Source organism: Frigoribacterium sp. PhB107 (assembly GCF_003751515.1).
GTDB lineage: Bacteria > Actinomycetota > Actinomycetes > Actinomycetales > Microbacteriaceae > Frigoribacterium.
In genome coordinates this window covers 288,683-315,189 of the sequence record NZ_RJKU01000002.1, presented here as the reverse complement: position 1 = coordinate 315,189, position 26,507 = coordinate 288,683, and the positions used below count along the sequence as shown (strand labels likewise).

The 26,507-nt window shown below is 74.5% G+C and carries 21 protein-coding genes; 11 read left to right on the top strand and 10 right to left on the bottom strand.

From position 1 onward, the window contains the following. The first annotated feature begins 205 nt into the window (after positions 1-205). Positions 206-2,068, top strand: coding sequence for a DEAD/DEAH box helicase (locus EDF18_RS09615; RefSeq protein WP_123547607.1), 1,863 nt, complete (start codon positions 206-208; stop codon positions 2,066-2,068). A gap of 229 nt (positions 2,069-2,297) precedes the next feature. On the opposite strand, the gene EDF18_RS09610 is transcribed toward EDF18_RS09615, so the two are convergent. Together EDF18_RS09610 and EDF18_RS09605 are read right to left on the bottom strand one after the other, a co-directional pair. Further along, positions 2,298-3,212: a hypothetical protein gene (locus EDF18_RS09610; RefSeq protein WP_123547606.1), complete on the bottom strand. Its 915-nt coding sequence runs from the start codon at positions 3,210-3,212 to the stop codon at positions 2,298-2,300. A gap of 228 nt (positions 3,213-3,440) precedes the next feature. Continuing rightward, positions 3,441-3,998, bottom strand: a complete 558-nt coding sequence (locus EDF18_RS09605; protein WP_123547605.1) for an NUDIX hydrolase family protein — start codon at positions 3,996-3,998, stop codon at positions 3,441-3,443. A 101-nt stretch (positions 3,999-4,099) separates the two neighbouring features. Between EDF18_RS09605 and EDF18_RS09600 the strand changes: the two genes are divergently transcribed. Next, positions 4,100-4,801, top strand: a complete 702-nt coding sequence (locus EDF18_RS09600) for an alpha/beta hydrolase (protein WP_123547604.1) — start codon at positions 4,100-4,102, stop codon at positions 4,799-4,801. Positions 4,802-4,903: 102 nt separating this feature from the next. Continuing rightward, positions 4,904-5,581, top strand: coding sequence for an SIMPL domain-containing protein (locus EDF18_RS09595; RefSeq protein ID WP_123547603.1), 678 nt, complete (start codon positions 4,904-4,906; stop codon positions 5,579-5,581). 15 nt (positions 5,582-5,596) lie between these two features. Here the strand turns inward: EDF18_RS09595 and EDF18_RS09590 are convergent, their stop codons facing one another. Both EDF18_RS09590 and EDF18_RS09585 read right to left on the bottom strand, forming a co-directional pair. Then, positions 5,597-6,397: an SDR family oxidoreductase gene (locus EDF18_RS09590; protein ID WP_199732412.1), complete on the bottom strand. Its 801-nt coding sequence runs from the start codon at positions 6,395-6,397 to the stop codon at positions 5,597-5,599. Between the two features lie 166 nt (positions 6,398-6,563). Beyond that, positions 6,564-7,736, bottom strand: coding sequence for a GNAT family N-acetyltransferase (locus EDF18_RS09585; protein ID WP_123547602.1), 1,173 nt, complete (start codon positions 7,734-7,736; stop codon positions 6,564-6,566). 177 nt (positions 7,737-7,913) lie between these two features. Here EDF18_RS09585 and EDF18_RS09580 point away from each other — a divergent pair, with 177 nt between their 5' ends. Together EDF18_RS09580 and EDF18_RS09575 are read left to right on the top strand one after the other, a co-directional pair. Continuing rightward, complete coding sequence (locus tag EDF18_RS09580; protein WP_123547601.1) at positions 7,914-8,390, top strand: DUF1810 domain-containing protein; 477 nt, start codon at positions 7,914-7,916, stop codon at positions 8,388-8,390. 72 nt (positions 8,391-8,462) lie between these two features. Next, positions 8,463-9,314, top strand: coding sequence for an SDR family NAD(P)-dependent oxidoreductase (locus EDF18_RS09575; RefSeq protein WP_123547600.1), 852 nt, complete (start codon positions 8,463-8,465; stop codon positions 9,312-9,314). A 255-nt stretch (positions 9,315-9,569) separates the two neighbouring features. Here EDF18_RS09575 and EDF18_RS09570 read toward each other — a convergent pair whose 3' ends face one another. Both EDF18_RS09570 and EDF18_RS09565 read right to left on the bottom strand, forming a co-directional pair. Continuing rightward, positions 9,570-10,463: an SDR family oxidoreductase gene (locus tag EDF18_RS09570; protein ID WP_123547599.1), complete on the bottom strand. Its 894-nt coding sequence runs from the start codon at positions 10,461-10,463 to the stop codon at positions 9,570-9,572. Positions 10,464-10,650: 187 nt separating this feature from the next. Next, positions 10,651-11,631, bottom strand: coding sequence for an aldo/keto reductase (locus EDF18_RS09565; RefSeq protein ID WP_123547598.1), 981 nt, complete (start codon positions 11,629-11,631; stop codon positions 10,651-10,653). Between the two features lie 143 nt (positions 11,632-11,774). Here EDF18_RS09565 and EDF18_RS09560 point away from each other — a divergent pair, with 143 nt between their 5' ends. After that, positions 11,775-12,197, top strand: a complete 423-nt coding sequence (locus EDF18_RS09560) for a hypothetical protein (protein WP_123547597.1) — start codon at positions 11,775-11,777, stop codon at positions 12,195-12,197. On the opposite strand, the gene EDF18_RS09555 is transcribed toward EDF18_RS09560, so the two are convergent. Together EDF18_RS09555 and EDF18_RS09550 are read right to left on the bottom strand one after the other, a co-directional pair. Beyond that, positions 12,178-12,465, bottom strand: coding sequence for a hypothetical protein (locus EDF18_RS09555; protein ID WP_123547596.1), 288 nt, complete (start codon positions 12,463-12,465; stop codon positions 12,178-12,180). The genes EDF18_RS09560 and EDF18_RS09555 overlap by 20 nt on opposite strands. Then, positions 12,462-13,106: an FMN-dependent NADH-azoreductase gene (locus tag EDF18_RS09550; protein ID WP_123547595.1), complete on the bottom strand. Its 645-nt coding sequence runs from the start codon at positions 13,104-13,106 to the stop codon at positions 12,462-12,464. The genes EDF18_RS09555 and EDF18_RS09550 overlap by 4 nt, the downstream gene beginning before the upstream one ends. 110 nt (positions 13,107-13,216) lie before the next feature. Between EDF18_RS09550 and EDF18_RS09545 the strand changes: the two genes are divergently transcribed. The 3 genes from EDF18_RS09545 (at position 13,217) to EDF18_RS09535 (ending at position 20,128) form a co-directional block, all read left to right on the top strand. Next, entirely contained in the window at positions 13,217-18,238 is a 5,022-nt protein-coding gene (locus tag EDF18_RS09545) for a DEAD/DEAH box helicase (protein ID WP_123548275.1), read from the top strand. A gap of 207 nt (positions 18,239-18,445) precedes the next feature. Further along, entirely contained in the window at positions 18,446-19,222 is a 777-nt protein-coding gene (locus tag EDF18_RS09540; RefSeq protein WP_123547594.1) for a DNA-formamidopyrimidine glycosylase family protein, read from the top strand. Between the two features lie 249 nt (positions 19,223-19,471). After that, complete coding sequence (locus tag EDF18_RS09535) at positions 19,472-20,128, top strand: peroxiredoxin-like family protein (RefSeq protein WP_123548274.1); 657 nt, start codon at positions 19,472-19,474, stop codon at positions 20,126-20,128. A gap of 299 nt (positions 20,129-20,427) precedes the next feature. On the opposite strand, the gene EDF18_RS09530 is transcribed toward EDF18_RS09535, so the two are convergent. Continuing rightward, the gene (locus EDF18_RS09530) at positions 20,428-21,960 is read right to left on the bottom strand and encodes an APC family permease (RefSeq protein ID WP_123547593.1); all 1,533 of its coding nucleotides are present in this window, start codon (positions 21,958-21,960) and stop codon (positions 20,428-20,430) included. 206 nt (positions 21,961-22,166) lie between these two features. Here EDF18_RS09530 and EDF18_RS09525 point away from each other — a divergent pair, with 206 nt between their 5' ends. Continuing rightward, entirely contained in the window at positions 22,167-24,101 is a 1,935-nt protein-coding gene (locus tag EDF18_RS09525) for a PQQ-binding-like beta-propeller repeat protein (protein ID WP_123547592.1), read from the top strand. 167 nt (positions 24,102-24,268) lie between these two features. Here the strand turns inward: EDF18_RS09525 and EDF18_RS09520 are convergent, their stop codons facing one another. Next, positions 24,269-24,580: a hypothetical protein gene (locus EDF18_RS09520; RefSeq protein WP_123547591.1), complete on the bottom strand. Its 312-nt coding sequence runs from the start codon at positions 24,578-24,580 to the stop codon at positions 24,269-24,271. A gap of 130 nt (positions 24,581-24,710) precedes the next feature. Between EDF18_RS09520 and EDF18_RS09515 the strand changes: the two genes are divergently transcribed. Further along, a complete protein-coding gene (locus EDF18_RS09515) occupies positions 24,711-26,372 on the top strand; it encodes a PQQ-binding-like beta-propeller repeat protein (protein WP_158614658.1) in 1,662 nt (553 codons plus the stop codon). Positions 26,373-26,507: the final 135 nt, after the last annotated feature.

Sequence of the window (26,507 nt, the reverse complement as noted above, 5' to 3'; positions counted from 1 at the left end):
CACCCAGCAGGCGCGCGAAGCTCACTCTGCGGCGAAACGATCGTGCACACCTGCACCGTCGCCACACCTCGAGCCCGGCTACGACAGCCGCTCACCGGCTCTGCACCGCCGTTCTCCGGAACGCCCACGACCACCGTGTCCAGGCGACCAGGACGCGTGGCCCGCAGCCTCGGCCCGGCTCGACACCTGCCCCTGAAAGGCACGCATGTCACTCACCACCGACTCCCCCGTCGTCCCGGCCGCCGACGCGACCGACGCTCCCGCCGTCTCGTTCGCCTCCCTCGGGGTCCCTGCCCCGATCGTCTCCGCCCTCGCGAAGGACGGCAAGGAGAACGCGTTCCCGATCCAGGTCGACACGCTCCCCGACACCCTCGGCGGACGCGACGTCCTCGGCCGTGGCAAGACCGGCTCGGGCAAGACCCTCGCCTTCTCCATCCCGATGGCCGCGCGCCTCGGCGGCAAGCTCGCCGGCGGCAAGCGCCGCCCGGGCCGCCCGCTCGGCCTCGTGCTCGCCCCGACCCGCGAGCTCGCCACGCAGATCGACGCCGTCCTCGCGCCGATGGCGGCCGCGTACGGCATGAACACCACCACGATCTTCGGCGGCGTCTCGCAGAACCGCCAGGTCCAGGCCCTCAAGTCGGGCGTCGACATCGTCATCGCCTGCCCCGGCCGCCTCGAGGACCTGATGAAGCAGGGCTTCATCAAGCTCGACGCCGTCGAGATCACCGTGCTCGACGAGGCCGACCACATGGCCGACCTGGGCTTCCTGCCCGGCGTCACCCGCATCATGAAGGCCACCCCGAACGACGGCCAGCGCCTGCTCTTCAGCGCGACTCTCGACAACGGCGTGGACAAGCTGGTCAAGCAGTTCCTCCACAACGAGGTGCTGCACTCGGTCGACGAGGCCAACTCGCCCGTCGCCGCGATGACCCACCACGTCTTCGAGACGCCCGACCTCGACAGCAAGAACGCCCTCGTGCAGAAGCTCGCCTCGGGCAAGGGCCGCCGCATCCTCTTCATGCGCACCAAGCACCACGCCAAGAAGCTCGCCAAGAAGCTGACCGAGGCCGGCATCCCCTCGGTCGACCTGCACGGCAACCTGTCGCAGCCGCAGCGCGACCGCAACCTCGCCGCGTTCCAGGACGGCACCGCCCGTGTGCTCGTCGCCACCGACGTCGCCGCCCGCGGGGTGCACGTCGACGACATCGAGCTCGTGATCCACGTCGACCCGCCCACCGAGCACAAGGCGTACCTGCACCGCTCGGGCCGCACCGCTCGTGCCGGAGCCGAGGGCGACGTCGTCACCCTCGTCATCCCCAGCCAGAAGCGCGACGTCGCCCAGCTGATGAAGAAGGCCGACATCAAGCCGACCACCACGGCCGTCACGACCTCCTCCCCCGAGGTCGCGGCGCTCGTCGGCGAGGTCGCCGCGTACGTCAAGCCCCTGCCGAAGTCGGCCGTGCAGCAGCAGCAGGGCGGCAACGGCGGAGGCGGCGGAGGTCGCTCGCAGGGCGCCAACGCCCAGCGCAAGCGCGCCGCCCGCCAGGACAGCACCGGCGCCCCGATCGCTCGTGCCGACCGCTCGGGTCGTCCCGCTGCGGGCGGCGGGCGTGCAGGAGGCGCGGGTCGCGACGGCGGGCCCGCCCGCTCGGGCGGTCGTGACGGAGCACCCCGTGGCGGACGTGACGGTCGTGACGGCGGTCGCTCGCGCGACGCGGCTCCCCGCGGCGGCGCCTCGACCTTCTACTCGACCGAGTCGGGCCGCGGCGCGGTGTCGCCGGTGCGCGACGGCGGCGCCCGCGACGGCGGCGCTCGCGACTCCGAGGCTCGCGGCACCCGCCAGCCCGGACGCCGCGCCCAGAGCGACGGCGGCCAGAGCCGCACGAACGCCGTGCGCAACGACCAGGCCGACTTCGCGGCGTCGCAGGGCGAGCGTTCGCAGGGCGGTCGCTCCGGCGGCGGCTCGCGTCGCGCCTCCTCGGACGGCGGTCGTCCCGGCGGCCTGAAGGTCGGCGGACTCGTCGGCGGCAAGCCCCGCAGCGGCGGCGGCCAGCGCGGCGGCCGCTAGGCCCCACGGCACCACCTGCACCCACGCCCCCGGGCGGCGCCACCGCCCCGCCCGGGGGCGTCGCGCTGCGCCCGCCGCAGCCGGTTCCCCCGACGCCGGACCGCCCACGCTGCGAGCCTGCGCCGCGCGCTGCACCCCCGAGCCCGCACGACACCTCCGGAACCGCTGGTGCAGTGCCGGACAGGGGGTGCACCGCGCGACGGGGACCACGCGCTCGGGCGGTACCGCCTCAGCAGACGCCCGCGCGGGCGAGCTTCCGGAGGAGCGGCTCGACCGCGAGCGCCTCCGCCCAGCCCCAGCGCACGACGGTGCGGACGCCGGGCAGTGCACGCAGGGCGTCCTCCCGCAGCTTCTCATCGACGACGACCTGCTCGGCGGTGCGCCCTGCGCGCATCGCGGCGTCCCTGTACTTCACCTCCCCGTCGAACTCGCCGATCACCCCGCAGCACGGCCACCAGAAGTCGACGAACCCCACGAGCGACCCCTCGGCCGGCAGACGGGCCTGCAGCTCGGGTCGCGTCAGCCCCGCGGAGTGCATCGCGGCGCGGCTGATCGACTCCCCGGGCGACTCGGCTCGCCCGTCGGCGAAGGCCACGGAGGCGGCGGCCCGCCGGCTGCCCTGCGCACGACCGCGCTCGGCGAGGACCCCCTCGAGGTCTTCCCGGGAGAACGCGCCGACGGCGAGACCGTGGTCGAGCACGACGGCCCCGCCACGGAGGTCCCGTCGGCGGACGACGTCGACCGCTGCCCGTCGCGGCAGCACCACCGGCAGCCCCTGGACCACGGAGGTCTCGTCGTCCCGCAGGGCCACGGCATGTCGGTGCACGGTCGAGCTGACCTTGGTGCGCGGGCGTCCCCGGGACACGACGTGCACCCGCGTCGGCCACTCGCCCAGCAGCGGGAAGCCCTGCAGCGCCAGGGCCGACTCGTGCGACACGAACGTGTCCGGCCCGAGCCGCGGCACGACCGCGTGCACGCGGGCTCCGTGCTGCTCTGCGCGGGTCAGGGCGGCCCACTCGTCGGCGCGGACGTACGCCCCTGCGGTCAGGCGGACGAGGCGCCCGCGCCGGGCGTCGCGCTCGAGGGTCGAGCTGTCGCCCCCGTCGGCCACGACCTCCTGCCGGAGGATGAGCAGTCCTGACATGTCACGCACGAGACGAGCATGTCGCAGGCGGTCCTCGGGTCGCGACCCGCGCCTCCTCGGCTGTGGACAAGTCGCCGGCCACCCCCTCGGATCCGATTGCACCCGCGGATCCGCATCGCACCCTCGGTTCCAGGGGTGCAGCGCGGGTTCAGGGGTGCAGCGATGCCGACGGGCGCGCCACGCAGCGCGGGCGCGGGCGCGCCACGCAGCGCGGCGCGGCGCGGCGCGCTACTGCAGCGCGCCGACCGAGGCGAGCGCGCTCCGCAGCAGCGCCCCGCGCCCGCCCTCCATCTCGCCGGCGACGTCGTCCGACGCGGCCTGGTGCGGCGTCAGCCAGGTGAGCTCGAGCGCGTCCTGACGGGGGTCGCAGGTGCCGGTGACGGGCACGACGTAGGCGAGCGACACGGCGTGCTGGCGGGCGTCCGTGTAGACCGACGACCCCGGCAGCGGGAAGTACTCGGCGACCTGGAACGGCACCGGCGACGGCGGCAGCTGCGGGAACGCCATCGGCCCGAGGTCCTTCTCGAGGTGGCGGAACAGCGCCGTCCGCAGGCTCTCGCCGTACATCACGCGCCCCGAGACGAGCATCCGCGAGATCGACCCCTCCTCGGAGGCGCGCAGCAGCACCCCGACCTCGGTCACGACGCCCATGCCGTCGGTCCGCACCGGCACCGCCTCGACGTAGAGGATCGGCATGCGCTGCCGGATCGTGTACAGCTCCTCCTCGGACAGCCAGCCCGGGTTGGGGTCGCCGGGCGTGGGGTCGGGGGTCTGGACAGAGCTCATGGCCCCCTGTCTACTAGGCCTTCGTCACGGTCGGGTGACGAAACGCTCTCCGAGCCCCGAGGAGGCGCGCGTCCCGTCAGCCCGTCTGGCAGGGTCGAGGCATGGTCACGATCGATCCCGCCCTCGTCCGCTGGTCCGTCGAGGAGCCCGACCGGGCCGGGCGGCCGCTCGTCGTGCTGCTGCACGGCGTCGGCTCGCACGAGGGCGACCTGATCGGACTCGCCCCCTACCTGCCGCAGAACGTGGTGCTCGCGTCGCTGCGCGCCCCGATGCCGCACGGCGACGGCTTCTCCTGGTACCCGCTCAGCACGCCGGGCGCACCGTCCGCCGGCGCGGTGGACGACGCCGCGGAGGCCGTGCTCTCCTGGCTCGACTCGCTCGGCGACGCACACCCCTCGGTCAGCCTGCTCGGCTTCTCGCAGGGCGGCTCGTTGTCGCTGCAGCTGCTGCGCCACGCTCCTCGCCGCTTCGAGTTCGCCGCGGTGCTGGCGGGCTTCGTCGTGCCGACCGCGTCGGACGCCGACCCCGACACCGCGGCCGCGTCCGCCGCTCGTGACGAGGCCCTCGCCGAGGTCCGGCCGCCCGTCTTCTACGGTCGGGGCGACGTCGACTCGGTGATCCCGGTCGCCGCGGTCGAGCGCACCTCCGCCTGGCTCGAGACGCACGCCGACGCCGAGCAGACCGTCTACCCGGGCCTCGCCCACGGCGTCTCGCAGGAGGAGCTCGCCGACCTCGTCGCGTTCATGTCGCGGGTCACGGCTCCCGCCGTGCTCGACGGCGCGGACGAGGCGCCCGTAGCCTGAGGCACAGCCCGGCCCCGGAGGCCGAGCCCGGCCTGCCGAGCGGTGACCGCCGAGGAGGCGCGCCCCGCCCCGGCGGACCGCCCGCCCGCTCGAGGAGGCACCATGACCACCATCGCCGTCACCGGCTCCGTCGTCCACCGGCACCGTGCCGAGCGGGGTGTCGTGCACCTGTCGCTCGTCGCCGAGGGCACCGACCGCGAGGCCGTCGTCGCCGAGGCCGAGTCGCTGCACGCGCAGGTCTCCGAGCAGGCCACGGGGCACCGACGGCAGGGCGCCGCGACCTGGTGGAGCGCGCAGGACGTGACCGTGGGCCCCGTGGCCCCGCCGGTCCGCTGGGACGCGGACGGCACCTCCTCGACTCCCGACCCCGACCTGCCCGCCCGCTTCCGGGCGCGCTCGGTCGTCGTCGTGCGGTTCAGCGACTTCGCGGCGCTCTCTGCCTGGGTGTCCGAGCTGGCCCGGGTCGACGGCGTCTCGGTCGACGCGCTCGAGTGGTCGCTCGGCCACGACTCGCGGGCGGAGGCCGAGCGGGCGGCCCGCGTCGCCGCCGTGGCCGACGCGGTGACGCGAGCGGGCGACTACGCGGAAGCGCTCGGCCTGTCGCAGCCCGTGCTCGTCGCCGTCTTCGAGCCCGGACTGCGCCCCGGGGCGGCGGGCGGCGCGGCGACCTTCGGCCTCGCCCGCGCCGCGATGTCGCCCGCAGGAGGCGGTGGCGGCTTCGACCTCGCCCCCGCCGACATCGAGGTGCACGCCGAGCTCAGCGCCGACTTCACGGCGTAGGGCGCGAGTCCGCGATCAGACGTGCCGCCACCCGTCGCCCACCAGGTGCGACCCGCCCTGTGGCCCCATCTGCAGCATCCCCCCGTCGACGGCCCAGGAGGCGCCCGTCACGTACCCGGCCGCGGGCGACGCGAGGAACGCGATCACCGCCGCGACCTCGCGCGCGTCCCCGGGACGACCGAGCGGAACGCCGGGCCGGTCGACCGTCGTGGGGTCGACGTCGGCCTGCCCGGTCATCGGGGTCGCGATCTCGCCGGGCGCGACCGCGTTGACGGTGATGCCGTCCCGGCCGAGCTCGAGCGCCATCGTCTTTAGCAACCCGCCGAGCCCGTGCTTCGCGGCGTCGTAGGCGCCCGAGCCGACCCGCGGCTGGTGCTCGTGCACGCTCGTCACGCCGATGATGCGCCCGCCGGTGCCCGCTGCGACCATCCGCCGGGCGGCGCGCTGCAGGCAGACGAACGCGGCGTCGAGGTCGACCGTGACGACCCGCCGCCACTCCTCGAGCGAGAGGTCCACGACCGGGACGGACGACCCCGTGCCCGCGTTGTTCACGAACACGTCGAGGCCGCCGAGCCGCTCGGCCAGGTCGTCCACGACGTCCCCGCAGCTCTCGAGCTGCCCTAGGTCGAGGTGCGCGACGTGGGCGGTGCGCCCACGGGAACGCACCTCCTCGGCGGTCGCCTCCGCCCCCGCCTGGTCGTCGAGCCAGGTCACGCCGACGTCGAGGCCCGCCTCGGCGAGGGCGACCGCGGTCGCCCGGCCGATCCCGGACTCGGAGCCCGTGACGACAGCGGTGCGGGGCAGGAAGGGACTCACGGCGGGGACCTCTCGACATCGACGGCGGCGGGCGGGGCAGACGGACGGACGGACGTGAACGTCCAGGGAGTCGACGACCGGCGGGGAGCTGCCATCCCCGCCGGTCGTGCTCGACGGTAGCCGGGCACGTCGGACGCGGTCAGGGCCTTGACACGAGGTCGCGGCGTCACAGCTTCTTGCTCCACGCCCCCTCGTGCTCGAACGGCACGAAGCCCACGGCCTCGTTGACGTCGAGCATCGGCCGGTTCTCCTCCGCGTTGAAGGTGAACACCGCGGGGTGCCCGGGACGCTCGGCGAGCAGCAGGTCGGTCGTGGCGACCTTGAGCAGCCAGCCGAGCCGGTGACCTCGGTGCTCGCGCAGCACGAGGGTGTCCTGCTGGAACGCCGGTCGCGCGCGGTCGGCCGGCGCCTCGACCTGGCTGAACCCGACGAGCCGGCCGGAGGCGACGTGCTCGACCACCGCCGTGAAGCGGGTGCGCGGACCGGAGAGCGAGCGCTCCTCCTCGTCGCGCCAGCGCTCGGCGGTCCAGACGTCCTCCGGCTCGTCGAGGCCGCCGGCGGGGGCGTCCGTGCTCATCCGCGTCTCGAGCGCGGCGAGGTCGTCGACCCAGCGCTCGGGCGAGCGGCCGACCCACGTGTGCAGGCGGTAGGCGTCGCACGCGGCCGACCGAGCCCGCTCGCGGACCGTGCCGAGCGCCTCCTCGTCCGGGGGCAGCGGCAGCCGCCTGCAGCGCATCACCTGGCCGAGCTCCCAGCCCCGGGCCAGCAGGAAGCGCACCTCGTCGTTCTCCCGTGGCACCGACCCGGCGCCGGTGGGAGGAAGGAGGCGCGGCTCGCCCTCGCCCCGGGAGCGCACGTAGGCGATCACCTGGGTCCGCCCCTCGGCGCGGGCGAGCTGCTCGAGGTGCTCGGCCAGCAGCGTGCCGTGGCCGCGGCGACGGGCCTCGGGCAGCACCGACACGTCGAGCCAGGCGGTCGTCGCCGCGTCGCCCTCGCGTCGCGTCTCGTACCAGCCGACCGCGACGAGACGGCCCTGCTCCCGCACGCCGAAGAGCCGGTGGTCGCTGTGCACCTCGTCGAGCAGGTGGGGGAGCTGCTCGTCGGGCTCCCACGAGAGCTCGTCGGAGCCGATCGCGGCGCGGCGGACGGCGTTCTCGAGGTCGACGGCGGCGACGTAGTCGGCAGCGGCGGCGTCGGGCACGTCGGCGGCGTCGGGCGACACGGACGCGGGGAAGGGGATCTGCTCGACGACGACGACGGCGTGCGTCGGCGTCTCGGGGACGGCGTGCGTCGGCGTCTCGGGGACGGGCTCGTGGCCGGGCTCGGCGGTGGAGGTCATCGTGGTCTCTCGGGCCGCGGAGGCGTGCGGCGGGGACGCGCCGCCCGGTCCGGGCAGCCGACCAGACTAGCTCGTGCGGCGACGGCTCCGCCAGCCCCTGGAGGGTCGCGGGCTCGCAGGGGCGAGGACGGGCCCCGTGTCGGACGCACCTCCCGTCGACGGGCGTAGACCGGGACGATGACCGACGACGACCTGCTCTCGCGCCACGACCTCGACCGTTTCGTCGACGCCCAGGAGGCGGACGGCACGTACGACCACGCGCTGCGGGAGCTGCGCGCCGGGCGCAAGCGCGGCCACTGGATGTGGTTCGTGTTCCCGCAGGTGGCGGGGCTGGGCACCAGCGCGACCTCGCAGCACTTCGCCCTCGAGACGGTCGGCGCCGCCCGGGCGTTCCTCGCGCACCCGGTGCTCGGCCCGCGCCTCCTCGACTGCGTCGACGCCCTGCTCGAGCTGCCCGACGGGACGGTCGACGGTGTGCGCGACGGCGCTGTCGGGCCTTCCGCCGTCGACGTGCTCGGCGAGGTCGACGCGATGAAGCTGCACTCGTCGCTGACGCTCTTCGCCCAGGCGGACCCCTCCGAGGAGCGCTTCGCCCGGGCGCTCGGGCGGTTCTTCGACGGGACGCTCGACCCGGCGACGCTCGAGCGGCTCTGAGCCGCCGCACCCGTCTCGAGCTCGCTGCCGCCCGCCCAGGCCGCGCCGCACCTCCGTGGGTACGCTCGGTCGATGAGCATCGTCATCGCCGGCTGCGGCGACCTGGGCACCGAGACCGGCCTGCGGTTCGCCGCCGCGGGGCACCGCGTGGTGGGCCTGCGCCGTCGGCCCGAGGTGCTGCCCGAGCAGCTCGAGGGCCGCGCCGTCGACCTGCGCACCGAGGTTCCCGTGATCGACGACGACGCGACGGTCGTCGTGGTCGCCCTCGCCGCGGGCAGTCGCGACCCGGACGAGTACCGGGCCACGTACGTCGACGGGCTGGCGCACGTGCTCGACGGGATCGAGCGCTCGGCGGCCGACCCGCGCCTCCTCGTGGTCTCGTCGACCGCGGTGTACGACGTCGAGGACGGCGGGCTCGTCACCGAGGAGACCCCCGCGACCGGCGGCACCCCGACGGCCGCGGTGCTGGTCGAGGCGGAGGCGCTGCTGCGCGACCGCGCACCGCACGCGACCCTGGTGCGACTCTCGGGCATCTACGGTCCGGGGCGCGAACGCCTGATCGAGCAGGTGCGCGGCGGGTCGGCGACCCTGGCTGAGACGCCCGGCACGTCGCCGCACACCAACCGGATCCACCGGGACGACGCCGCCGCCGCGCTCGTCCACCTCGCCGGGCTCGCGATGGTGGGACCGGTCTACCTCGGCACCGACGACGAGCCGGCGCGGCTCGACGACGTCCTGGTATTCCTGGCCGCGGAGCTGGGCGTCCCTGCTCCGCAGCCCGCACCTCCTGCGGGGCGTCAGGCGGGCGGCGACAAGCGGCTGTCGAACGGGCTGCTGCGCGGGACGGGCTTCACGTTCGCCTACCCGACGTTCCGCGAGGGGTATCGGGCCGTGCTCGCGGGCGAGGGCACGCGCTGGGCGTAGTCCCGCGGCGATGCTCGGACTCGGACTCGGGCTCGGGTTCGGGCTCGGGCTCGGACCTGCACCCGCACCCGGACCCGGACCCGCATCCGGATCACTCTCGAATGTGAGAGCGTTCCTGCGTCGGGGGCCGCAAGGAGGCGGCAACGCGGTCGCGCGGAGGAGGATCCGTCTCGCATCGCGGGACGAGCCCCCGAACGACCGACGGCCCGCCCCGCAGCTGCAGGACGGACCGTCGACGACCGCAGGAGGCGCGGCTCAGTGGATCGGCGTGCCGCCGGTGACCGCGATGGTCTCGCCGCTGATGTAGCTGGACTCCTGGCTCGCGAGGAACACGAACGACGGGGCCAGCTCGACGGGCTGTCCGGGACGGCCGTAGGCGGCCTCAGACCCGAACGTCTCGATCTTCTCGTTCGGCACGAACGCGGGCTGCAGCGGGGTCCAGACGGGGCCGGGGGCGACGCCGTTGACCCGGATGCCGCGCTCGGCGAGCTGCTGGGCCATGGCACGGGTCCAGTTGGCGATGCCGGCCTTCGAGACGGCGTACTCGGCCAGCGAGGGCGACGGCTGGAATCCCTGGATCGACGAGCACGTGAGGATCGACGCACCCGGCTCCAGGTGCGGCGACGCCGCCTTGGTCAGCCAGAACAGCGGGTAGATGTTGGCCTTCAGGACGTGGTCGAGCGTCTTCGTCTCGAAGTCGTCGATGCTGTCGACGGTCGGCATGACCCCGGCGATGATCGCGAGGATGTCGAGCCCGCCGAGCTCCGCGACCGTCTTCTCGACGACCTCGGCGTTGGTCTGCTCGTCCTGGAGGTCGCCGGGCAGCAGCACCGCGGTGCGTCCGGCGTCGCGGACGAGCTGGGCGACCTCCTCGGCCTGGGCCTGCTCCTCGGGGAGGTAGCTGAGCGCGACGTCGGCGCCCTCACGGGCGTAGGCGATGGCGGTCGCACGGCCGATGCCGCTGTCGGCGCCGGTGACGAGCGCCTTGCGGCCAGCCAGACGGCCGCTGCCGACGTAGCTGGTCTCGCCGTGGTCGGGCTCGGGCACCATCGCGTGGACGTCGCCGGGCGCGGACTGCTGCTGCGGCTCGAAGGGAGGCTGCGGGTACTGCTCGACGGGGTTCTGGGGCGTGTACATGTTGTCGGCCATGACCCCGGTCTACGCCCGCGCGGCTGCTCGGCTGGTCAGGTCGCTGTACCCCGGCCCGAGCACGGCCGGGCCCGACCGCGACCCGGCCGGGCCCGCACGAGCCCGACGGCGGCCCGGCCGGGCGCACGAGAGGCCCGAGATCGACGTCGGCGTGTGCGCCGCGGTCGATCTCGGGCCTCTCACCAGGTCACCAGCGGGGGTGGACCGCGGCGCGGAAGTACTCGTCGTAGATGCGGACGACCTCGGAGTCGAGGCCCTCCTCGAGCTCGACGTCGCCGGCCGCCGCGTTGGCCTTCGCCTGCTCGACGTTGCGCGCCCCCGGGATGACGGTGCTGACGCCCGGCTGGTCGACGATCCAGGCGAGCGCCGCCTGGGGCACGGTGACGCCGTCGGGCACGGCCGCCGCGAACTCCTGCGCGGCGCGGACGCCCTGCTCGAAGTCGACGCCGCTGAAGGTCTCGCCCTGGTCGAAGGCCTCGCCGTGACGGTTGAAGGTGCGGTGGTCGTTCTCGGCGAACGTCGTCTCGGCCGTGTACTTGCCCGAGAGCAGCCCGCTGGCGAGCGGCACGCGGGCGATGATGCCGACCCCGGCCCGCTGAGCCGCGGGGAGGACCTCGTCGAGCGGCTTGAGCCGGAACGCGTTGAGGATGATCTGGACGGTCGCGACGCCGGGGCGGGCGATCGCGGTCAGCGCCTGCTGCGCCTCCTCGACGGACACCCCGTAGGAGGCGATGGCCCCGTTCTGCACGAGCTCGTCGAGCGCGTCGTACACGGCGTCGTCGTCGTACACGGCGGACGGCGGGCAGTGCAACTGGACCAGGTCGAGGGTGTCGACGCCGAGGTTGCGACGCGAGCGGTCGGTCCAGGCGATGAAGTTCTCGCGCACGTAGTTGGACGGCACCTGGTCGAGGCGTCGGCCCATCTTGGTGGCGACGGTCAGCGGGAGGTCGGGGTTCGCCGCGCGGAACGTGCTGATGACCTTCTCGCTGCGGCCGTCGCCGTAGACGTCGGCGGTGTCGAAGAAGGTGACGCCCGACTCGACGGAGGCGCCGAGCACCTCGAGCGCGTCGCTCTCGCTGACGTCGCCCCAGTCGGCGCCGAGCTGCCAGGTGCCGAGGCCGATGACGGATACTTCGCGGCCGGTGCGGCCCAGGGTGCGACTGTGCATGGTCCGACCCTAGGCGCTGCCGCCGACAGCGGGGCCGGCGGCGTGCCCGGTCGCCGCCCCGGGCTCCTCCCCCGCGAGGGGGTTGGCGCCCGGCCCGCGAGACCGCCATCCTGGGATCTCACCCCGATCGTCGAGAGGCCCTCATGTCGAGCGAGCTCGTCCCCGTCCCGCCCCGCCGGCCCGCGCCTCCCCGTGCGCTCGTCCAGTACGGCGACATCACCCTCACCGAGCACGAGCTCGTGACCCCGTCGGGCACGCGTCCGCTCGCGGGCACGCAGCTCTTCGTCCAGGACATGTCGCGGACCGACCGCTACACGCCGGGCTGGGCGATCGCCCTCGGCGTCGTGCTGCTCGTGCTGTTCTTCTGGACGATCATCGGCCTGGGGGCGATCGCGTTCTTCTTCGTCAAGGCGGACCGCCGCTCGGGCTTCGTCCAGTTCACCGCGACGAACGGCTCGTTCACCCACCAGAGCTTCGAGCCCGCACTGCCCGACGGCCAGGCGCAGCTGTTCGAGGCCCAGTCGCGCCTCAACTACGGCCGCGGACTCATCGCCCGGGTCGCCTGAGGCGGGAGCCGCGCCGCGAACTGGGCCGGTCCGGGCTGGTCCGGTCCGGGCTGCGCCGGGCCACGCTGCGCCGGGCCACGCTGCGGACGAACGCGTACGCGATCGCGACGAGCACGAAGGCGGCGAGCAACAGCAGGCCGCCCACGCCGGGGCTGCCCTTGGCGAGCGTCACGACGCCGACGACGGCGAGCACCGCCGAGAGGTAGCCGAGCACCCGGGCCGCGACGATCTGCGCGCGGCGACCGAGGCGGCCGGCACGGCCGCTCACCCGAGGCGGCGCGCGGCGTCGGCGGCCGCCGCGAGCGCCTCGGCGAGCTCGCGCTCGGCTCGCTCGCGCGCCCCGTCGGGCATCGCGATCTGTCCGCTCAGCGTGAGGTTCACCGCGATCACCTCGACGACCATGCCGAGCGTCGCCCCCAGGATCTGCTCGAGGACCGGCACCGCGTGGTCCCAGCCCTCGGTCGGCGAGCCGACGTCGTACGAGCCGCCCCGGCTGGTCGCGATCAGCAGCGGACGGCCGAGCATCGGCTGCTGGTCGTCGCCGTCGAAGGGCGCGGTGACCCCGGGCAGGTGCACGTTGTCGAGCCAGGCCTTGAGCGTCGACGGCACCGTGTAGTTGTAGAGAGGGGCGCCGACGACGACCACGTCGGCGGCCGTCAGCTCGGCGATCAGCTCGGCCTGGAGGGCCTCGGCGGCAGGGTCGGGGGCGGCGCCGGGGAGCCGCAGCCGCGCGGGCCAGTGCAGGGCCGGGTCGCTGAGGTGCGGCGGCTGGTCGACGTGCAGGTCGCGGCGCGTCACCGTGTGGTCGTCGCCGAGCGACCGCCAGGCGTCGGCGAAGGAGGCGGTGATGGCGCGCGACCGGCTGGTCGCCGTGTCGGCGGACGAGTCGAGGTGCAGCAGGTTCGGCATGCGCCCACCGTAGCGGCGGCCCCCGACGTCCGGGGCCGGGGCCCGGGCAGCCGCCGTCGTGCCGCGCTCTCGGCGCAGTGTCGGTGGTCCGGAGCAGGATGGTCCTCACGATGACCGACATCCTCGAGCGCTTCTCCCCCGCGACCCGCGAGTGGTTCCGGGGCGCCTTCGCGGCGCCCACCCTCGCGCAGCAGGCGGCGTGGCAGGCGATCAGCGAGGGCGACGACGCCCTCGTCATCGCGCCGACCGGCTCGGGCAAGACCCTCGCGTCGTTCCTCTGGTCGATCGACACGCTCGCGAGCGGGCCGCCGCCCGAGGTGAGAGAACACCGCACACGGGTCCTCTACATCTCGCCGCTCAAGGCCCTCGGCGTCGACGTCGAGCGCAACCTCCGCTCGCCCCTCGTCGGCATCACCCAGACGGCTCGCCGGCTCGGCATCGACGCACCCGAGCTCACCGTGGGGGTGCGGTCGGGCGACACGTCGTCCGGCGACCGCCGCCTCCTGCAGCGCACCCCGCCCGACATCCTCATCACCACTCCCGAGTCGCTCTACCTGATGCTCACCTCGGCGGCCCGCGAGAACCTCAAGGGCGTGCACACCGTCATCGTCGACGAGGTGCACGCCGTCGCCGCCACGAAGCGCGGCGCGCACCTCGCCCTGTCGCTCGAGCGGCTCGACGCGCTGCTCGAGAAGCCCGCGCAGCGCATCGGGTTGTCGGCGACGGTGCGCCCGCCGACCGAGGTGGCCCGGTTCCTCTCCGGCCGCAAGCCCGTCACGATCGTCAACCCACGGTCGGAGAAGACCTTCGACCTGCGCGTCGTCGTGCCCGTCGACGACATGACCGAGCTGGGCACGGCCGCGCCGCTCGAGGGCTCCGCCGCGGGCAGTGCTCCGCAGGGCTCTATCTGGCCCCACGTCGAGGAGGGGATCGTCGACCTGATCCTCGACCACCGCTCGACGATCGTCTTCTCGAACTCGCGTCGGCTGGCCGAGCGGCTCACCGCGCGCCTCAACGACATCTACCTCGAGCGCACGGGCGCCGACGTCGAGACCCGGGCCGCCGCGCTGCAGGCCGCCGAGGAGGCGCGAGGCGAGCTGGTGCCCGCCGGCGCCGTCCCCGAGGTCGCGGCCGGCGCCTCCGACAGCTCCGACGCCTCGGACTCGTCCACCGCGGTCGATCCCTTCGCGCCGTCCGCAGCCACGGTGGCGACCCGCAACCCCATGGTGGGAGGCGGCGCACCGGCCCAGATGATCGGCGGCAGCGGGCAGACCCAGGGCAGCGAGCCGCTGCTCGCGCGCGCGCACCACGGCTCCGTCTCGAAAGACCAGCGAGCGATCATCGAGGACGACCTGAAGAGCGGACGCCTCCGCTGCGTCGTCGCGACCAGCTCGCTCGAGCTCGGCATCGACATGGGTGCGGTCGACCTCGTCGTCCAGGTCGAGTCGCCGCCGTCGGTCGCCAGCGGCCTGCAGCGCGTCGGGCGGGCCGGGCACCAGGTCGGCGAGATCAGCCGGGGCGTGATGTTCCCCAAGCACCGGGCCGACCTGATCCACTCGGCCGTCGCCGCCGAGCGGATGGTGGCGGGCCTGATCGAAGAGCTGCGCGTGCCGACGAACCCGCTCGACGTGCTCGCCCAGCAGACCGTCGCGGCCGTCGCCCTCGACGAGATCGACGCCGACGAGTGGTTCGAGACCGTGCGCCGCAGCGCCCCGTTCGCGACCCTGCCCCGCTCGGCCTACGACGCGACGCTCGACCTGCTGAGCGGCAAGTACCCCTCCGACGAGTTCGCCGAGCTGCGGCCCCGCATCGTCTGGGACCGCGTGCACGGCACGCTCACCGGTCGACCCGGCGCCCAGCGGCTCGCGGTCACGAGCGGCGGCACCATCCCCGACCGCGGCCTGTTCGGCGTCTTCATGGTCGGCGAGAAGGCCGCCCGCGTCGGCGAGCTCGACGAAGAGATGGTGTACGAGTCCCGGGTCGGCGACGTCTTCGCCCTCGGCGCGACGAGCTGGCGCATCGAGGACATCACGCACGACCGCGTGCTCGTCTCCCCTGCCTACGGGCAGCCGGGTCGCGTCCCCTTCTGGAAGGGCGACGGGATCGGCCGTCCGGCCGAGCTGGGCCGTGCGATCGGGGGCTACATCCGTGAGCTCGCCAGCTCGTCGACCGACGACGCCACCCGGCGGGTCACGCAGGGCGGGCTCGACGAGCGCGCGGCCCGCAACCTGTTGGCCTTCGTCACCGAGCAGCGCGAGGCGACCGGACACGTGCCGTCCGACACGACCCTCGTCGTCGAGCGCTTCCGGGACGAGCTCGGCGACTGGCGGCTCGTCCTCCACTCCCCCTACGGCATGCAGGTGCACGCGCCGTGGGCCCTCGCGATCTCGGCCCGCATCCGCGACCAGCTCGGCGTCGACGGCGGCGCGATGGCGGCCGACGACGGGATCGTCGTGCGCATCCCCGACACCGACGCCGAGCCTCCCGGGGCCGAGCTCTTCCGGTTCGAGGGCGACGACCTCGACGCGATCGTGACGGAGGAGGTGGGCGGTTCCGCCCTGTTCTCCTCCCGCTTCCGCGAGTGCGCGGCCCGCGCGTTGTTGTTGCCCCGGTACAACCCCGGCCGTCGCTCGCCGCTCTGGCAGCAGCGCCAGCGGGCCTCGCAGCTGCTCGACGTGGCACGCAAGTACCCGCAGTTCCCGATCGTGCTCGAGGCCGTGCGCGAGGTCCTGCAGGACGTCTACGACCTGCCGGCCCTGATGAGCCTCACCCGCGAGCTCGAGACCCGCGCCGTGCGCGTCGTCGAGGTCGAGACCGAGGTGCCCTCGCCCTTCGCCCGGTCGCTGCTCTTCGGCTACGTCGCCGCGTTCATGTACGAGGGCGACTCGCCGCTGGCCGAGCGCCGCGCGGCCGCCCTCTCGCTCGACTCGACCCTGCTGCAAGAGCTGCTGGGCCGGGCCGAGCTCCGCGAGCTGCTCGACGCCGACGTCATCGACCAGCACGAGCTCGAGCTGCAGCGCCTGGCTCCCGACCGCCGCGCCCGCGACATCGAGGGCGTCGTCGACCTGCTGCGCCTGCTCGGGCCGCTGACCACCTCCGAGATCGTCGACCGGAGCTGGCTGGCGACGACGGCCGGCAGCGCGGCGACCAGCACGGCCGAGGGCGAGGCCGAGACCGGGGGCGCAGCGGGCGCAGCGGGCGCAGATGCGAGCGCCCCGGTGGGCGACGCCGTGGCTGCCTCGTCCGGAGAAGCGGCCGAGGGGCGCACCAGGCTCGAGACAGCCCTGTCAGACCTCGTCCGCTCGAACCGCGTGCTGCGCTTCATCCACGGCGGCACCGAGCGCTGGGCCGGCATCGAGGACGCGTCGCGACTGCGCGACGCCCTCGGCGTCGCCCTGCCGATCGGCGTGCCCACGGCGTTCGTCGAGCCGGTCGACGATCCGCTCGGCGACCTCGTCGGTCGCTTCGCGCGCACCCACGCCCCGTTCACGCCGCAGATGGTCGCCGACCGGCTCGGGCTCGGGACGGCCGTCGTGCTCGACACCCTGCGCAAGCTCGGGGTGCAGCGGCGGGTCGTCGAGGGCGAGTTCCGACCCCAGCAGCAGGGCAGCGAGTGGTGCGACTCCGAGGTGCTCAAGCGGCTCCGCAGCCGGTCGCTCGCGGCGCTGCGGCACGAGGTCGAGCCGGTCGCGCCCGACACGCTCGGCCGGTTCCTCCCGGCCTGGCAGCACGTCGCCACCGGCACCAAGGGCTCCGGGCTGCGCGGGCTCGACGGCGTGGTGCAGGTCGTCGACCAGCTCAGCGGGGTCGCGTTGCCTGCCTCCGCGTGGGAGACGCTGATCCTGCCCTCGCGCGTCACCGACTACGGCCCCGGCATGCTCGACGAGCTGACGGCGACCGGCGAGGTCATCTGGTCGGGCTCGGGCAGCCTGGCCGGGAACGACGGCTGGGTCAGCCTGCACCTCGCGGACGGTGCGCAGGTGACGTTGCCCGAGCCGCTCGGCACCGACACCGACGAGCTGCAGCGCGAGGTGCTCGGCGCGCTGGCCGGCGGGGGGGCGTACTTCTTCCGGCAGCTCTCGGACGCCGTGGGCAGCACCGACGACGCCGCGCTCGTCACCGCCATCTGGGACCTCGTCTGGGCCGGCCAGATCACCAACGACACGTTCGCACCGCTGCGCACCCAGGTGAGCGGCAAGGCGTCCCGTCCCCGCACGCCGACCAGGTCGCGGTCGTCGTACCGCAGCCGAGGTCGTGTGACGATGCCGCGTCAGGCCGGGCCCCCGACGGTCGGCGGCCGCTGGTCGCTGCTGCCCTTGGCCGAGCCCGATGCCACCGTGCGCGCCACGGCACAAGCCGAGATCCTGCTCGAACGACACGGCGTCGTGACGCGCGGGGCCGTCATGAACGAGGGCGTGCGAGGCGGCTTCTCGACCGTCTACAAGGTGCTGAGCGGCTTCGAGGAGACGGGCCGGGCCCGCCGTGGCTACTTCGTCGAGGGTCTGGGCGCCGCCCAGTTCGCGACCGGGCCGACGGTCGACCGGCTGCGGTCGTTCGTCCGCGACGAGACCGACCGCCGCGACGACGACGCCCTCGCGTCGGCCGGGCGCGGGCGCGAGATCCCCGTCGTGACCCTGGCCGCGACCGATCCCGCGAACCCCTACGGAGCCGCCCTGCCCTGGCCCGGGCAACCCGCCGCGGCCGAGGGCGCCGCCGGCGTCGTAGCCGCGGCGGCGGGGCTGACCCGTCCCGACGCAGCAGGCACCGCCCCGGATCGGCCGACCACCGGCACCGGCGCGAGCACGGGCGCGGGGTCGGGCACGGGTACCGGCACGTCGAAGAAGACCGGGCACCGTCCGGGCCGCAAGGCCGGCTCGCTCGTCGTGCTCGTGGACGGACGCCTCACCGTCTACGTCGAGCGCGGCGGCAAGACGCTGCTCACGTTCGGCGAGCCCGACGACCGCGAGCTCGCGCTGGCCGCCGGCTCGCTCGCCTCGGTCGTGCGGACGAGGCTGGGCAAGCTCGCGGTCGAGCGCGTCGACGGAGAGTTCGTCCTCGGCACCCGTCTCGGCGACGCCCTGCGCGACGCCGGCTTCGCCCCGACCCCGAGCGGGATCCGGCTGCGGTCGTAGACCGCGCCCGGCCGTCGCCGTGCCGGGGCCGACCACCCCAGTCGTCCGACGGCGGCGGCGGCGGCACACCGCACCGCACCGCACCAGCACCAGCACCAGCACCAGCACACGAACATCACGCCCGCACCTGCACCGCCACCCACACCCACACCCACACCCACAGCACCGCACCGCACCGCACCGCACCGACCAGGAGGAGCCCCCACCGTGCCCGAGGGAGACACCGTCTACCGCTCCGCCAAGAACCTCGACGCCGTGCTGCACGGCCAGGTGCTGACGGCGACCGACTTCCGCGTCCCGGCGTTCGCCACGGTCGACCTCAGCGGCGAGGTGGTCGACGACGTGATCGCCCGCGGCAAGCACCTCCTGCACCACATCGGTGACCACACGCTGCACACGCACCTCAAGATGGAGGGTTCGTGGCACGTCTACAGGCACGGCACGAAGTGGCGGCGGCCCGCGTACCAGGCCCGGGTCGTGCTCGAGACGGAGGAGTGGGTCACCGTCGGCTTCGACCTCGGCATCGTCGAGCTCGTCGCCCGCGACCCTGAGGACAGCGTCACGGCGTACCTCGGCCCCGACCTGCTCGGCCCCGACTGGGACGCCGCGCTGGCCCTCCGCAACCTCGAGGCCGACCCCGGGCGCGAGGTCGGGCTCGCCCTGCTCGACCAGCGCGTGCTCGCGGGCCTCGGGAACGTCTACCGGGCCGAGGTCTGCTTCCTGCGCGGAGTGCTCCCGACCCGTCCGGTCGGCGAGGTCGAGAACCGCCCGAAGATGATCGACCTCGCGCACCGGCTCATCGTCGCGAACAAGGACAGGATCGAACGCACCACCACGGGCAATCTCCGGGGCACCACCGACTGGGTCTACGGGCGGGCAGGCAAGCCGTGCCTCCGCTGCGGCACGAAGATCGTCCGGGGCGAGCTCGGCGAGTCGGAGCTCGAGCTGCGCGACACCTACTGGTGCCCCCACTGCCAGAGCTGACGCGCCTCCCTCCTCATTCAGGAACTTCTGTCCTGCATCGCGGGACGGGGGGACTCGGAGTCCTGAGCCGTGCACCGTTCAGGAAGACCCGGGCCGCTGGTCCTGAGTCGTGGACCCACGCACGCGGCAGCGACGACGACGGCGTTCGTGACGAACCGTGACGCACCTGGGAACGACCCCGAGGAGGTGCCCCTACAGTCGCACGCACCCGGCCCGCACCCGACGCGCGGCCTCACCGAGGAGCACGCCATGACGACCGACATCGCCACGCAGGTCAGCACGTTCAACGAGGGCTTCACGGCCCAGATCGGCCCCGAGCTCAGCGCCGTCTTCGACGCCGAGCAGCGCAGCCTCCGCGAGGTCGGCGTCCCCGAGGACGCGATCGCCGTCGGCGACCAGGTCGTCGACGCCACGCTGCTCACCCCGGCGGGCGACGAGGTCTCCCTCGCCGAGACGATCGGCGAGTCGGCCGCGGTGCTCGTCTTCTACCGCGGCGCCTGGTGCCCGTACTGCAACCTGACGCTGAAGACCTACCAGGAGGAGCTGCTCCCGACCCTGCGCGACCGCGGCGTCGCCCTGGTCGCCATCAGCCCGCAGACCCCCGAGGGCAGCGACCTCGCCACGACGAACGGATCGCTCGAGTTCCCCGTGCTGTCCGACCCGGGCAACGTCCTCAGCCGCGCGCTCGGCATCGTGACCGAGCCCACCGCCGACGCGCGCGCGGCCCACACCCAGCTCGGCTTCGACGTCGCCGACAGCAACGCGGACGCGACGGGCGACATCCCGTTCCCGACGGTGCTCGTGGTCGACGGAGACGGCCGGGTCGTGTTCGCCGACGTCCACGTCGACTACACGACCCGCACCGAGGTCGCCGAGGTCGTCGCCGCCCTCGACCAGCTGAGCTGACCCGGGCGCGCCCGGGCGCGGGTGCCCCCGGACGCGAGCCGACTCGAAAGGGACAAGACGACGCGGGCCCCCGCGTCGTCTTGTCCCTTTCGCGTCGCTCCGCGCACGCGCCGACCGGCGGCGGCGCCGACCGGCGTCCCTCGGCCACCTCGGCACCGCGAGGAACTGCGTTCCGAACCATGAACCGCGTTTCATCGCGGTTCATGGTTCGGAACGCGGTTCGACGCCGAGACACCCGGCCGGCCGCAGGTGCAGGAGCAGGCGCAGCCGAGCCGCGGCCGAGCCGCAGCCCGCGCGCCCTACGACCGGGGCGCCTCCTGCCGCTCGGCCGCCTGCTCGCGCCCGACGCGCGAGTGCCGCCGCCCGTAGGCGAAGTACACGACCACGCCGATCACGAGCCACACGGCGAACCGCGCCCAGGTCAGCGTCGTGAGGTTGAGCATCAGCCAGATGCAGAGCACCGCCGAGAGGATCGGCAGGAACGGCACGAGTGGCACGCGGAACGCGCGCGGCAGGTCCGAGCGGGTGCGGCGCAGCACGATCACGCCGATGCTCACCAGCACGAACGCCGACAGGGTGCCGATGTTGATCATCTCCTCGAGCACGCCGACGTCGGTGAGCCCGGCGATCAGCGCGACGACGACGCCCGCGAGCACCTGCACGCGCACGGGCGTGCCGCGCTTGGCGGAGGTCTTCGAGAGGCCGCGGGGCAGCAGCCCGTCGCGGCTCATCGAGAAGACGATGCGGGCGAGGCCGAGCAGCAGCACCATGATCACGGTGGTGAGGCCGACGAGCGCCCCGACGGCGATGACCTTCGCGGCCCAGTCGACGCCCACGAGCTCGAACGCCGTGGCGAGGTTCGGCGTCTCGCTCGAGGCGAGGTCGCGGTACGACACCATGCCGGTCAGCACCACGGCGACGAGCACGTAGAGCAGCGTGACGATGCCGAGGCCGAGGAAGATGCCGCGGGGCATGGTCTTCTGCGGGTCCTTGACCTCTTCCGCGCTGGTGGCGACGATGTCGAACCCGATGAAGGCGAAGAAGACCAGGGAGGCGCCGGCCAGCAGCCCGAAGACGCCGTACTGGGCCGGGGCGGCCCCGCTGAGGAACGAGAACAGCGACTGCGTCCAGGCGTCGGTCGCGCCCTCGCCGGTACGCGGCTGCGACTCCGGGATGAACGGCGTGTAGTTCGACGCCTTCACGAAGAAGAAGCCGACGACGATCACGAACAGCACGATGCCGACCTTGATCACCGTGAAGACGCTGCCGACCCGCGAGCTCAGCTGGGTCCCGAGCACGAGCAGCACCGTGAAGACGGCGACGATGAGGAACGGCCCCCAGCTCAGCTGGACCGGGCCGAGCGCGATCGTGTCGGGCAGCGGCACGCCGAACTGCTCGAACACGGTGCTTAGGTAGATGCCCCAGTACTTCGCGAGGACGGCCGCGCCCGTGAGGGTCTCGAGGATGAGGTCCCACCCGATGATCCAGGCCAGGAACTCGCCCATCGTCGCGTAGGTGAAGGTGTACGCGCTGCCGGCCACGGGGATCGTCGAGGCGAACTCGGCGTAGCACATGATGGCCAGGCCGCAGGTGACGGCCGCGAGGACGAACGAGATGATGACGCCGGGCCCGGCGAAGTTCGCGGCGGCGTTCGCGCCGACCGAGAAGATGCCGGCGCCGACGGCGACGGCGATGCCCATCAGGGTCAGGTCGGTGACGCCCAGCGAGCGCTTCAGCTTGCTCTCGCCCTCGAGCGAGTCCTGGATCGACGACTCGACGGACTTCGTGCGCATCAGGCCGCGGCGGGCGCTCGGGGGCGGGGTGGTCGCCATGGGTGGCTCCTCGGTGGGCGGACGCGGCCCCCGGCCGGGGGCGACGCGCCAGCATACTGCGGGCTGTGCACGCGCGCGAGGCGTCGTCGAGGAGGCGGTCGTCGGCTCGACGACGGCGGTCGCGCGACCGGACGGTCGGTCGCAGAGGGGCGGCGGCGGAGGTGCGGGCCGGCCCGGTCGCCCCGGTCCCGACCTAGCATGGAGCCGTGCGGGACGACGACGATCAGCCTTGGCGCCCGGCGGCTCCCGCCCGGGCGTCGGCCGTGTGGGAGGGGGCCCCGGCGCGGAGCGACGGCGGGCCCCGCGCCGTGGACGTCGACGACGCGGGCGACCTCGCCCCCGCGGCGCCGGACCCGGCCGTCTCGACGGCCGGCCCCCTCCGCCCTCCCGGTCGCGCCTCCTCGGCCCTGACCGGCGTCGCGCGTGCCGCGGCCGCCCGCTGGCGACGGCTGGCCCCGACGCGGCGGGTGGCGGGCCTGCTCGGCGCGACCGCCCTCGTCGCCGCCCTCGTGGCGGTCGGGGGCGTCGCGGCGGGGCCCGAGTACGCCCCCGTGGCCAGGGCCTCCTTCGAGGTCGACGACCTCCGCACGGCCCCGACGGCGACGGCGTGGAGCACCGACCTGCGATCGGCCCTCGCGCCCGGCGCGGAGGCGGACTGCGTCGGCTTCGACGGCAGCACCCGGCTCGGCGACGACGACGTGCTCGTCACGACGTCGGCGCAGGGGTACGTGCCCGACTCCGGCTGCGAGGACGCTCCCGGCCGCCTGGCCCGCCTCGACGCGCGCACGGGCGAGGTGCTCTGGGTCGCCGACGTCGCCGAGGCGGTCGGCATCGACGCGATCGGGCTCCAGGCGAGCGTCGACCCGGCGACCGGGGACGCCCTGGTCGCGGTGCAGTCGATCGTCGGCTCGGGCCTCGCCCGGATCGACACGGAGACCGGGGAGGTGCGGGAGGTGCTGCGCGGGCCGCCGGACGACGGCGCGACGGACCCGGTGGACGAGTCCGACGGATCGGACGGAGCCGAAGGATCGGACGGAGCCGAAGGATCGGACGGAGCCGACGGCTCGGACGGGTCGGCCACGGGCGGCACCGCCGACGGGAGCGACCCCGGCTACGACCCCGAGGGCTCCGGCCCGTCCACCGGCACCGGCACCGGCACCGGCAGCAGCTCCGGCACCGTCCTCCAGGTGGAGGGCCTCAGCACGACGGCCGTCGTCGTCTCCGAGCAGCCCGTCGAGCGCTTCTCGGACGGAGGGGCCGCCGTCTCCCAGGGCGGCCGCTCGCTCTACCGCCTCTACCGGGCGGACGACCTGTCGGCGCCGACCTGGACGGGGAACGCCGGCGCCGGCCTCAGCGTGCGCCTGGTCGGCGACTTGCTGGTCATCGACGTGGGCGACGAGCCCCTCGTCGTCGACGCGCGTGACGGCGCGGTCGAGCCGCTGCCGGGCGGCCTGCGCAACGTCGAGTCGTGGGCCGCGTCGCTCGACGGGGTCGTGCTCAGCGGGCGCGCCGGGGGCGAGCCGACGATGGTGTCGCTCGACTCCGACGGCGCACTCCGCTGGTCGGCCCGCCTCCCGTCGACGAGCTACCCGTCCGTGACGGACTCGTGCATCTCGGTCACCGTCCCGGGCGGCGAGGTCACCTGCCTCGACCCCCGCACCGGCGACGAGCTCTGGAGCCGCACGCTCCAGGCCCCGGGCCGCGGCGGCGACGACGGCGACGACGGTCCTGGCAGCGGCGAGGCCGAGCAGGTGCAGGCGTACTTCGGCACGGCGACCGACGACGTGCTGGCGGCCGTCGTCGACGCGGACGAGCAGGGCGACCCGAGCGGTCTGGACCGCGGCAAGGAGGTGCACGCCCTGGCCGCGCTCTCCGGCGACGAGCGGTGGGTGACGGAGCTGCCGGTCGCCTCCTACGTCATCGCCACCTCGCGGACGACCGGCTACGCGGCCACGTTCTTCCCCAGCGGCCGCGACACCCCCACGCTGATCGCGTTCGACCTGTCCGACGGCCGCGCCCTGTGGACGATCGAGCTCTCGTCGGGCTCGTTCACGTCGGCGTTCTGGGGGCCGACGCTCGTGCGCGTCGACCCCGACGGGGTCGTGCACGGGCTGACGACGGGCGTCGAGCTCGCCGGCTGAGGGTGGTCGCGGGCTCAGCCGCACCTCGACGCGGCGTCACGTGCCGGACTGGCCCGTTCCGGACACGGTGACGCGATCCAGCGCGTCACCATGTCCGGAACGCGTCGCCGCAGGCAGTCCGCGGCCGCCGCGACGAGCCGGGGCGGCTCGTGTGCAGGAGGCGCGGGTCAGTTCCCGCGGACGAGCAGCGGGAAGACGAAGACCGCGAAGAGGAAGAAGGCCGCGGTCACGGCGAAGATCACGTAGGTGCCGCGCCCGACCGGGTCCTGGCCCGCGGCCTGGCGGCGGCGCATGACCCGGCGGCGGTACAGGACCTGCATCACGATGAGGACGACCGCCGCGACGGCGAGGATCGAGATGACCAGGGCTTCGATGAGGGAGTCCTTCGGGCTGGGGCGGCGGTGATCGGGCGGGACCAGCTTAACGGCGGGCGGTTCCGGGCGAGCCGAGAGAGATCCGTCGCCGGACGACTGCGGCACCGGGCTCCACGGGGCCGGACGGTGCCGATCACTCTCGAATTTCGGGAGTGATCGGGTGCGAGGGGGCAGCAAGGGCAGGCGCGGCAGCAGCCGTACCATCGGCGGAGGCGCGCGAGAGGGGACGAGCACCGTGACGGACCACGAGGACACGCGCCCCTTCGGCGACGCCCGGGACGACGAACGCCGAGCGGAAGGCGACGCCCGGGACGACGGAGCCCGGGCCCGTGCTGCCCGGCCGGGCAGACGAGGAGGCGGCCTGCGCGCCCGCTGGCAGCGCGCCTCCTCAGGGCGTCGAGCGGGCACGGCCGCCGCGGCGGGCGTCGTGGCGGTCGCCCTCGTCGTCTCTGCGGGGCTCGCCGCGCAGCCCGAGTACCCCGAGGGCGCTCCGGCGGACGGGCTCGTCGTCGACGAGCTGCGGAGCGCTCCCGTGCCCGAGGGCTGGCGGATCGACCCTGCCGACCTCGGCGTGCCCGACGTGCAGCCGGGCTGCCTCGACCTGCGCGTGCTGGCTCGGGCTGGGGGCGACGTGCTCGTCCTGACGACCACGCAGCTCGGCACGGCGACGACGGGCTGCTTCGACCGCGCCGCCCGAGGCGACCGCATCGCGCGGGTCGACCCGCGCTCGGGAGACGTGCGGTGGAGCACGGCGACCTCCGACGTCAGCGACGCCTCCGCCCCGGGCCAGCTCGGCGCCTGGGTCGACGCCGACGCGTCGACGGCCGTCGTCGGCACCACGGCGACGGAACTCGGCTCGGACAGCACCACGGTGGCGCTGCTCGACCTCGCGACGGGCCTCGTCCTCGAGCGCCGCGTCTCGGCCGAGGGCCCGGTCACCGTGCTCGAGGCCGACGACGACTGGGTGCTCGTCACGACCCGCGCGGGCGGCGGCGGCGACCGCGGCACGGGCTTCGTCGACGGCCCCGCGCGCACCCGCGTCGCGACGCTGTCCCGCGACGAGATCGGCAGGTCGACGTGGCAGGCGGACCTCGGCACCGTGGGACGCGCCGGACTCGTCGAGGGTCGAGTCCTCGTCGTCACGGCGGGGGCGGCGTCGCTCGTCGACCCGGCGACCGGCGCCTCACGCGCGTGGGGCGAGGCGTGGGGGCGAGGCACGTCGAGCGTCGTCGACGACGACCTCGTCTTCGTCGACCTGCAGGCCAACGGCGACGACGGGTTCCCGGTCGAGCGCATCGCCTACGCGGCCGAGGGACGTGAGCTGTGGAGGCGGGGCTTCGCACCCGATCGCCCGCCCGCGGTGGTGGGAGGCTGCGTGGTCTTCGCGGACGAGGAGGCCGTGACGTGCGTCGAGCGCGACACCGGGTCGGAGCGCTGGTCGGCGCCGACCGGGAGCGCCGACGAGTCTGCGCCCGTCGTGCTCGCGGCCGCCCCCGGGCAGCGCGACGGCGACGTCCTGGTGCGGACGGCCGTCCCCGTCGGGCGGCCGGACGAGTCGGACGGGACAGGACCGCGCCGGGAGCTGCTCGTGCTCGACGCCTCGACCGGCGCCGTCCGGAGCCGCCTGGCCGCACCGTTGGAGGCCGCCCCCGTCGCCGGGTCGCGCACCGCGCTCTACCTCACGACACCCGACCGCATCGGCCTCGTCGGCGAGTCGCTCGGCGGCGCCGTCGTCGCGTACGACCTCGCCGACGGCCGCGCGCTCTGGCAGCTCACGCCCGGCGAGGGCGACGCCGCCGGCATGCGCGACCTGCAGTTCTGGGGCGGCACCCTCGTCGCGGTGGGCGACGACGGCGTCGTCACGCAGCTCGTCGACGACACGCGCGTCGTCGGCTGACGCCGCCCCGGACGCGAGGAACCGCGTTCCGCACCATGAACCGCGAACGAACGCGGTTCATGGTTCGGAACGCGGTTCGAGGCAGGCGCCGCCGCAGCCACACCCGCGGCCGCAGCCGCAGCCACACCCGCGGCC

Excerpts from the sequence above, each read along its gene's own strand:
- EDF18_RS09615 (WP_123547607.1), top strand. The coding sequence starts at position 206 with ATGTCACTCACCACCGACTCCCCCGTCGTCCCGGCCGCCGACGCGACC.
- EDF18_RS09610 (WP_123547606.1), bottom strand. The coding sequence starts at position 3,212 with ATGTCAGGACTGCTCATCCTCCGGCAGGAGGTCGTGGCCGACGGGGGC.
- EDF18_RS09605 (WP_123547605.1), bottom strand. The coding sequence starts at position 3,998 with ATGAGCTCTGTCCAGACCCCCGACCCCACGCCCGGCGACCCCAACCCG.
- EDF18_RS09600 (WP_123547604.1), top strand. The coding sequence starts at position 4,100 with ATGGTCACGATCGATCCCGCCCTCGTCCGCTGGTCCGTCGAGGAGCCC.
- EDF18_RS09595 (WP_123547603.1), top strand. The coding sequence starts at position 4,904 with ATGACCACCATCGCCGTCACCGGCTCCGTCGTCCACCGGCACCGTGCC.
- EDF18_RS09585 (WP_123547602.1), bottom strand. The coding sequence starts at position 7,736 with ATGACCTCCACCGCCGAGCCCGGCCACGAGCCCGTCCCCGAGACGCCG.
- EDF18_RS09580 (WP_123547601.1), top strand. The coding sequence starts at position 7,914 with ATGACCGACGACGACCTGCTCTCGCGCCACGACCTCGACCGTTTCGTC.
- EDF18_RS09575 (WP_123547600.1), top strand. The coding sequence starts at position 8,463 with ATGAGCATCGTCATCGCCGGCTGCGGCGACCTGGGCACCGAGACCGGC.
- EDF18_RS09570 (WP_123547599.1), bottom strand. The coding sequence starts at position 10,463 with ATGGCCGACAACATGTACACGCCCCAGAACCCCGTCGAGCAGTACCCG.
- EDF18_RS09565 (WP_123547598.1), bottom strand. The coding sequence starts at position 11,631 with ATGCACAGTCGCACCCTGGGCCGCACCGGCCGCGAAGTATCCGTCATC.
- EDF18_RS09560 (WP_123547597.1), top strand. The coding sequence starts at position 11,775 with ATGTCGAGCGAGCTCGTCCCCGTCCCGCCCCGCCGGCCCGCGCCTCCC.
- EDF18_RS09550 (WP_123547595.1), bottom strand. The coding sequence starts at position 13,106 with ATGCCGAACCTGCTGCACCTCGACTCGTCCGCCGACACGGCGACCAGC.
- EDF18_RS09545 (WP_123548275.1), top strand. The coding sequence starts at position 13,217 with ATGACCGACATCCTCGAGCGCTTCTCCCCCGCGACCCGCGAGTGGTTC.
- EDF18_RS09535 (WP_123548274.1), top strand. The coding sequence starts at position 19,472 with ATGACGACCGACATCGCCACGCAGGTCAGCACGTTCAACGAGGGCTTC.
- EDF18_RS09530 (WP_123547593.1), bottom strand. The coding sequence starts at position 21,960 with ATGGCGACCACCCCGCCCCCGAGCGCCCGCCGCGGCCTGATGCGCACG.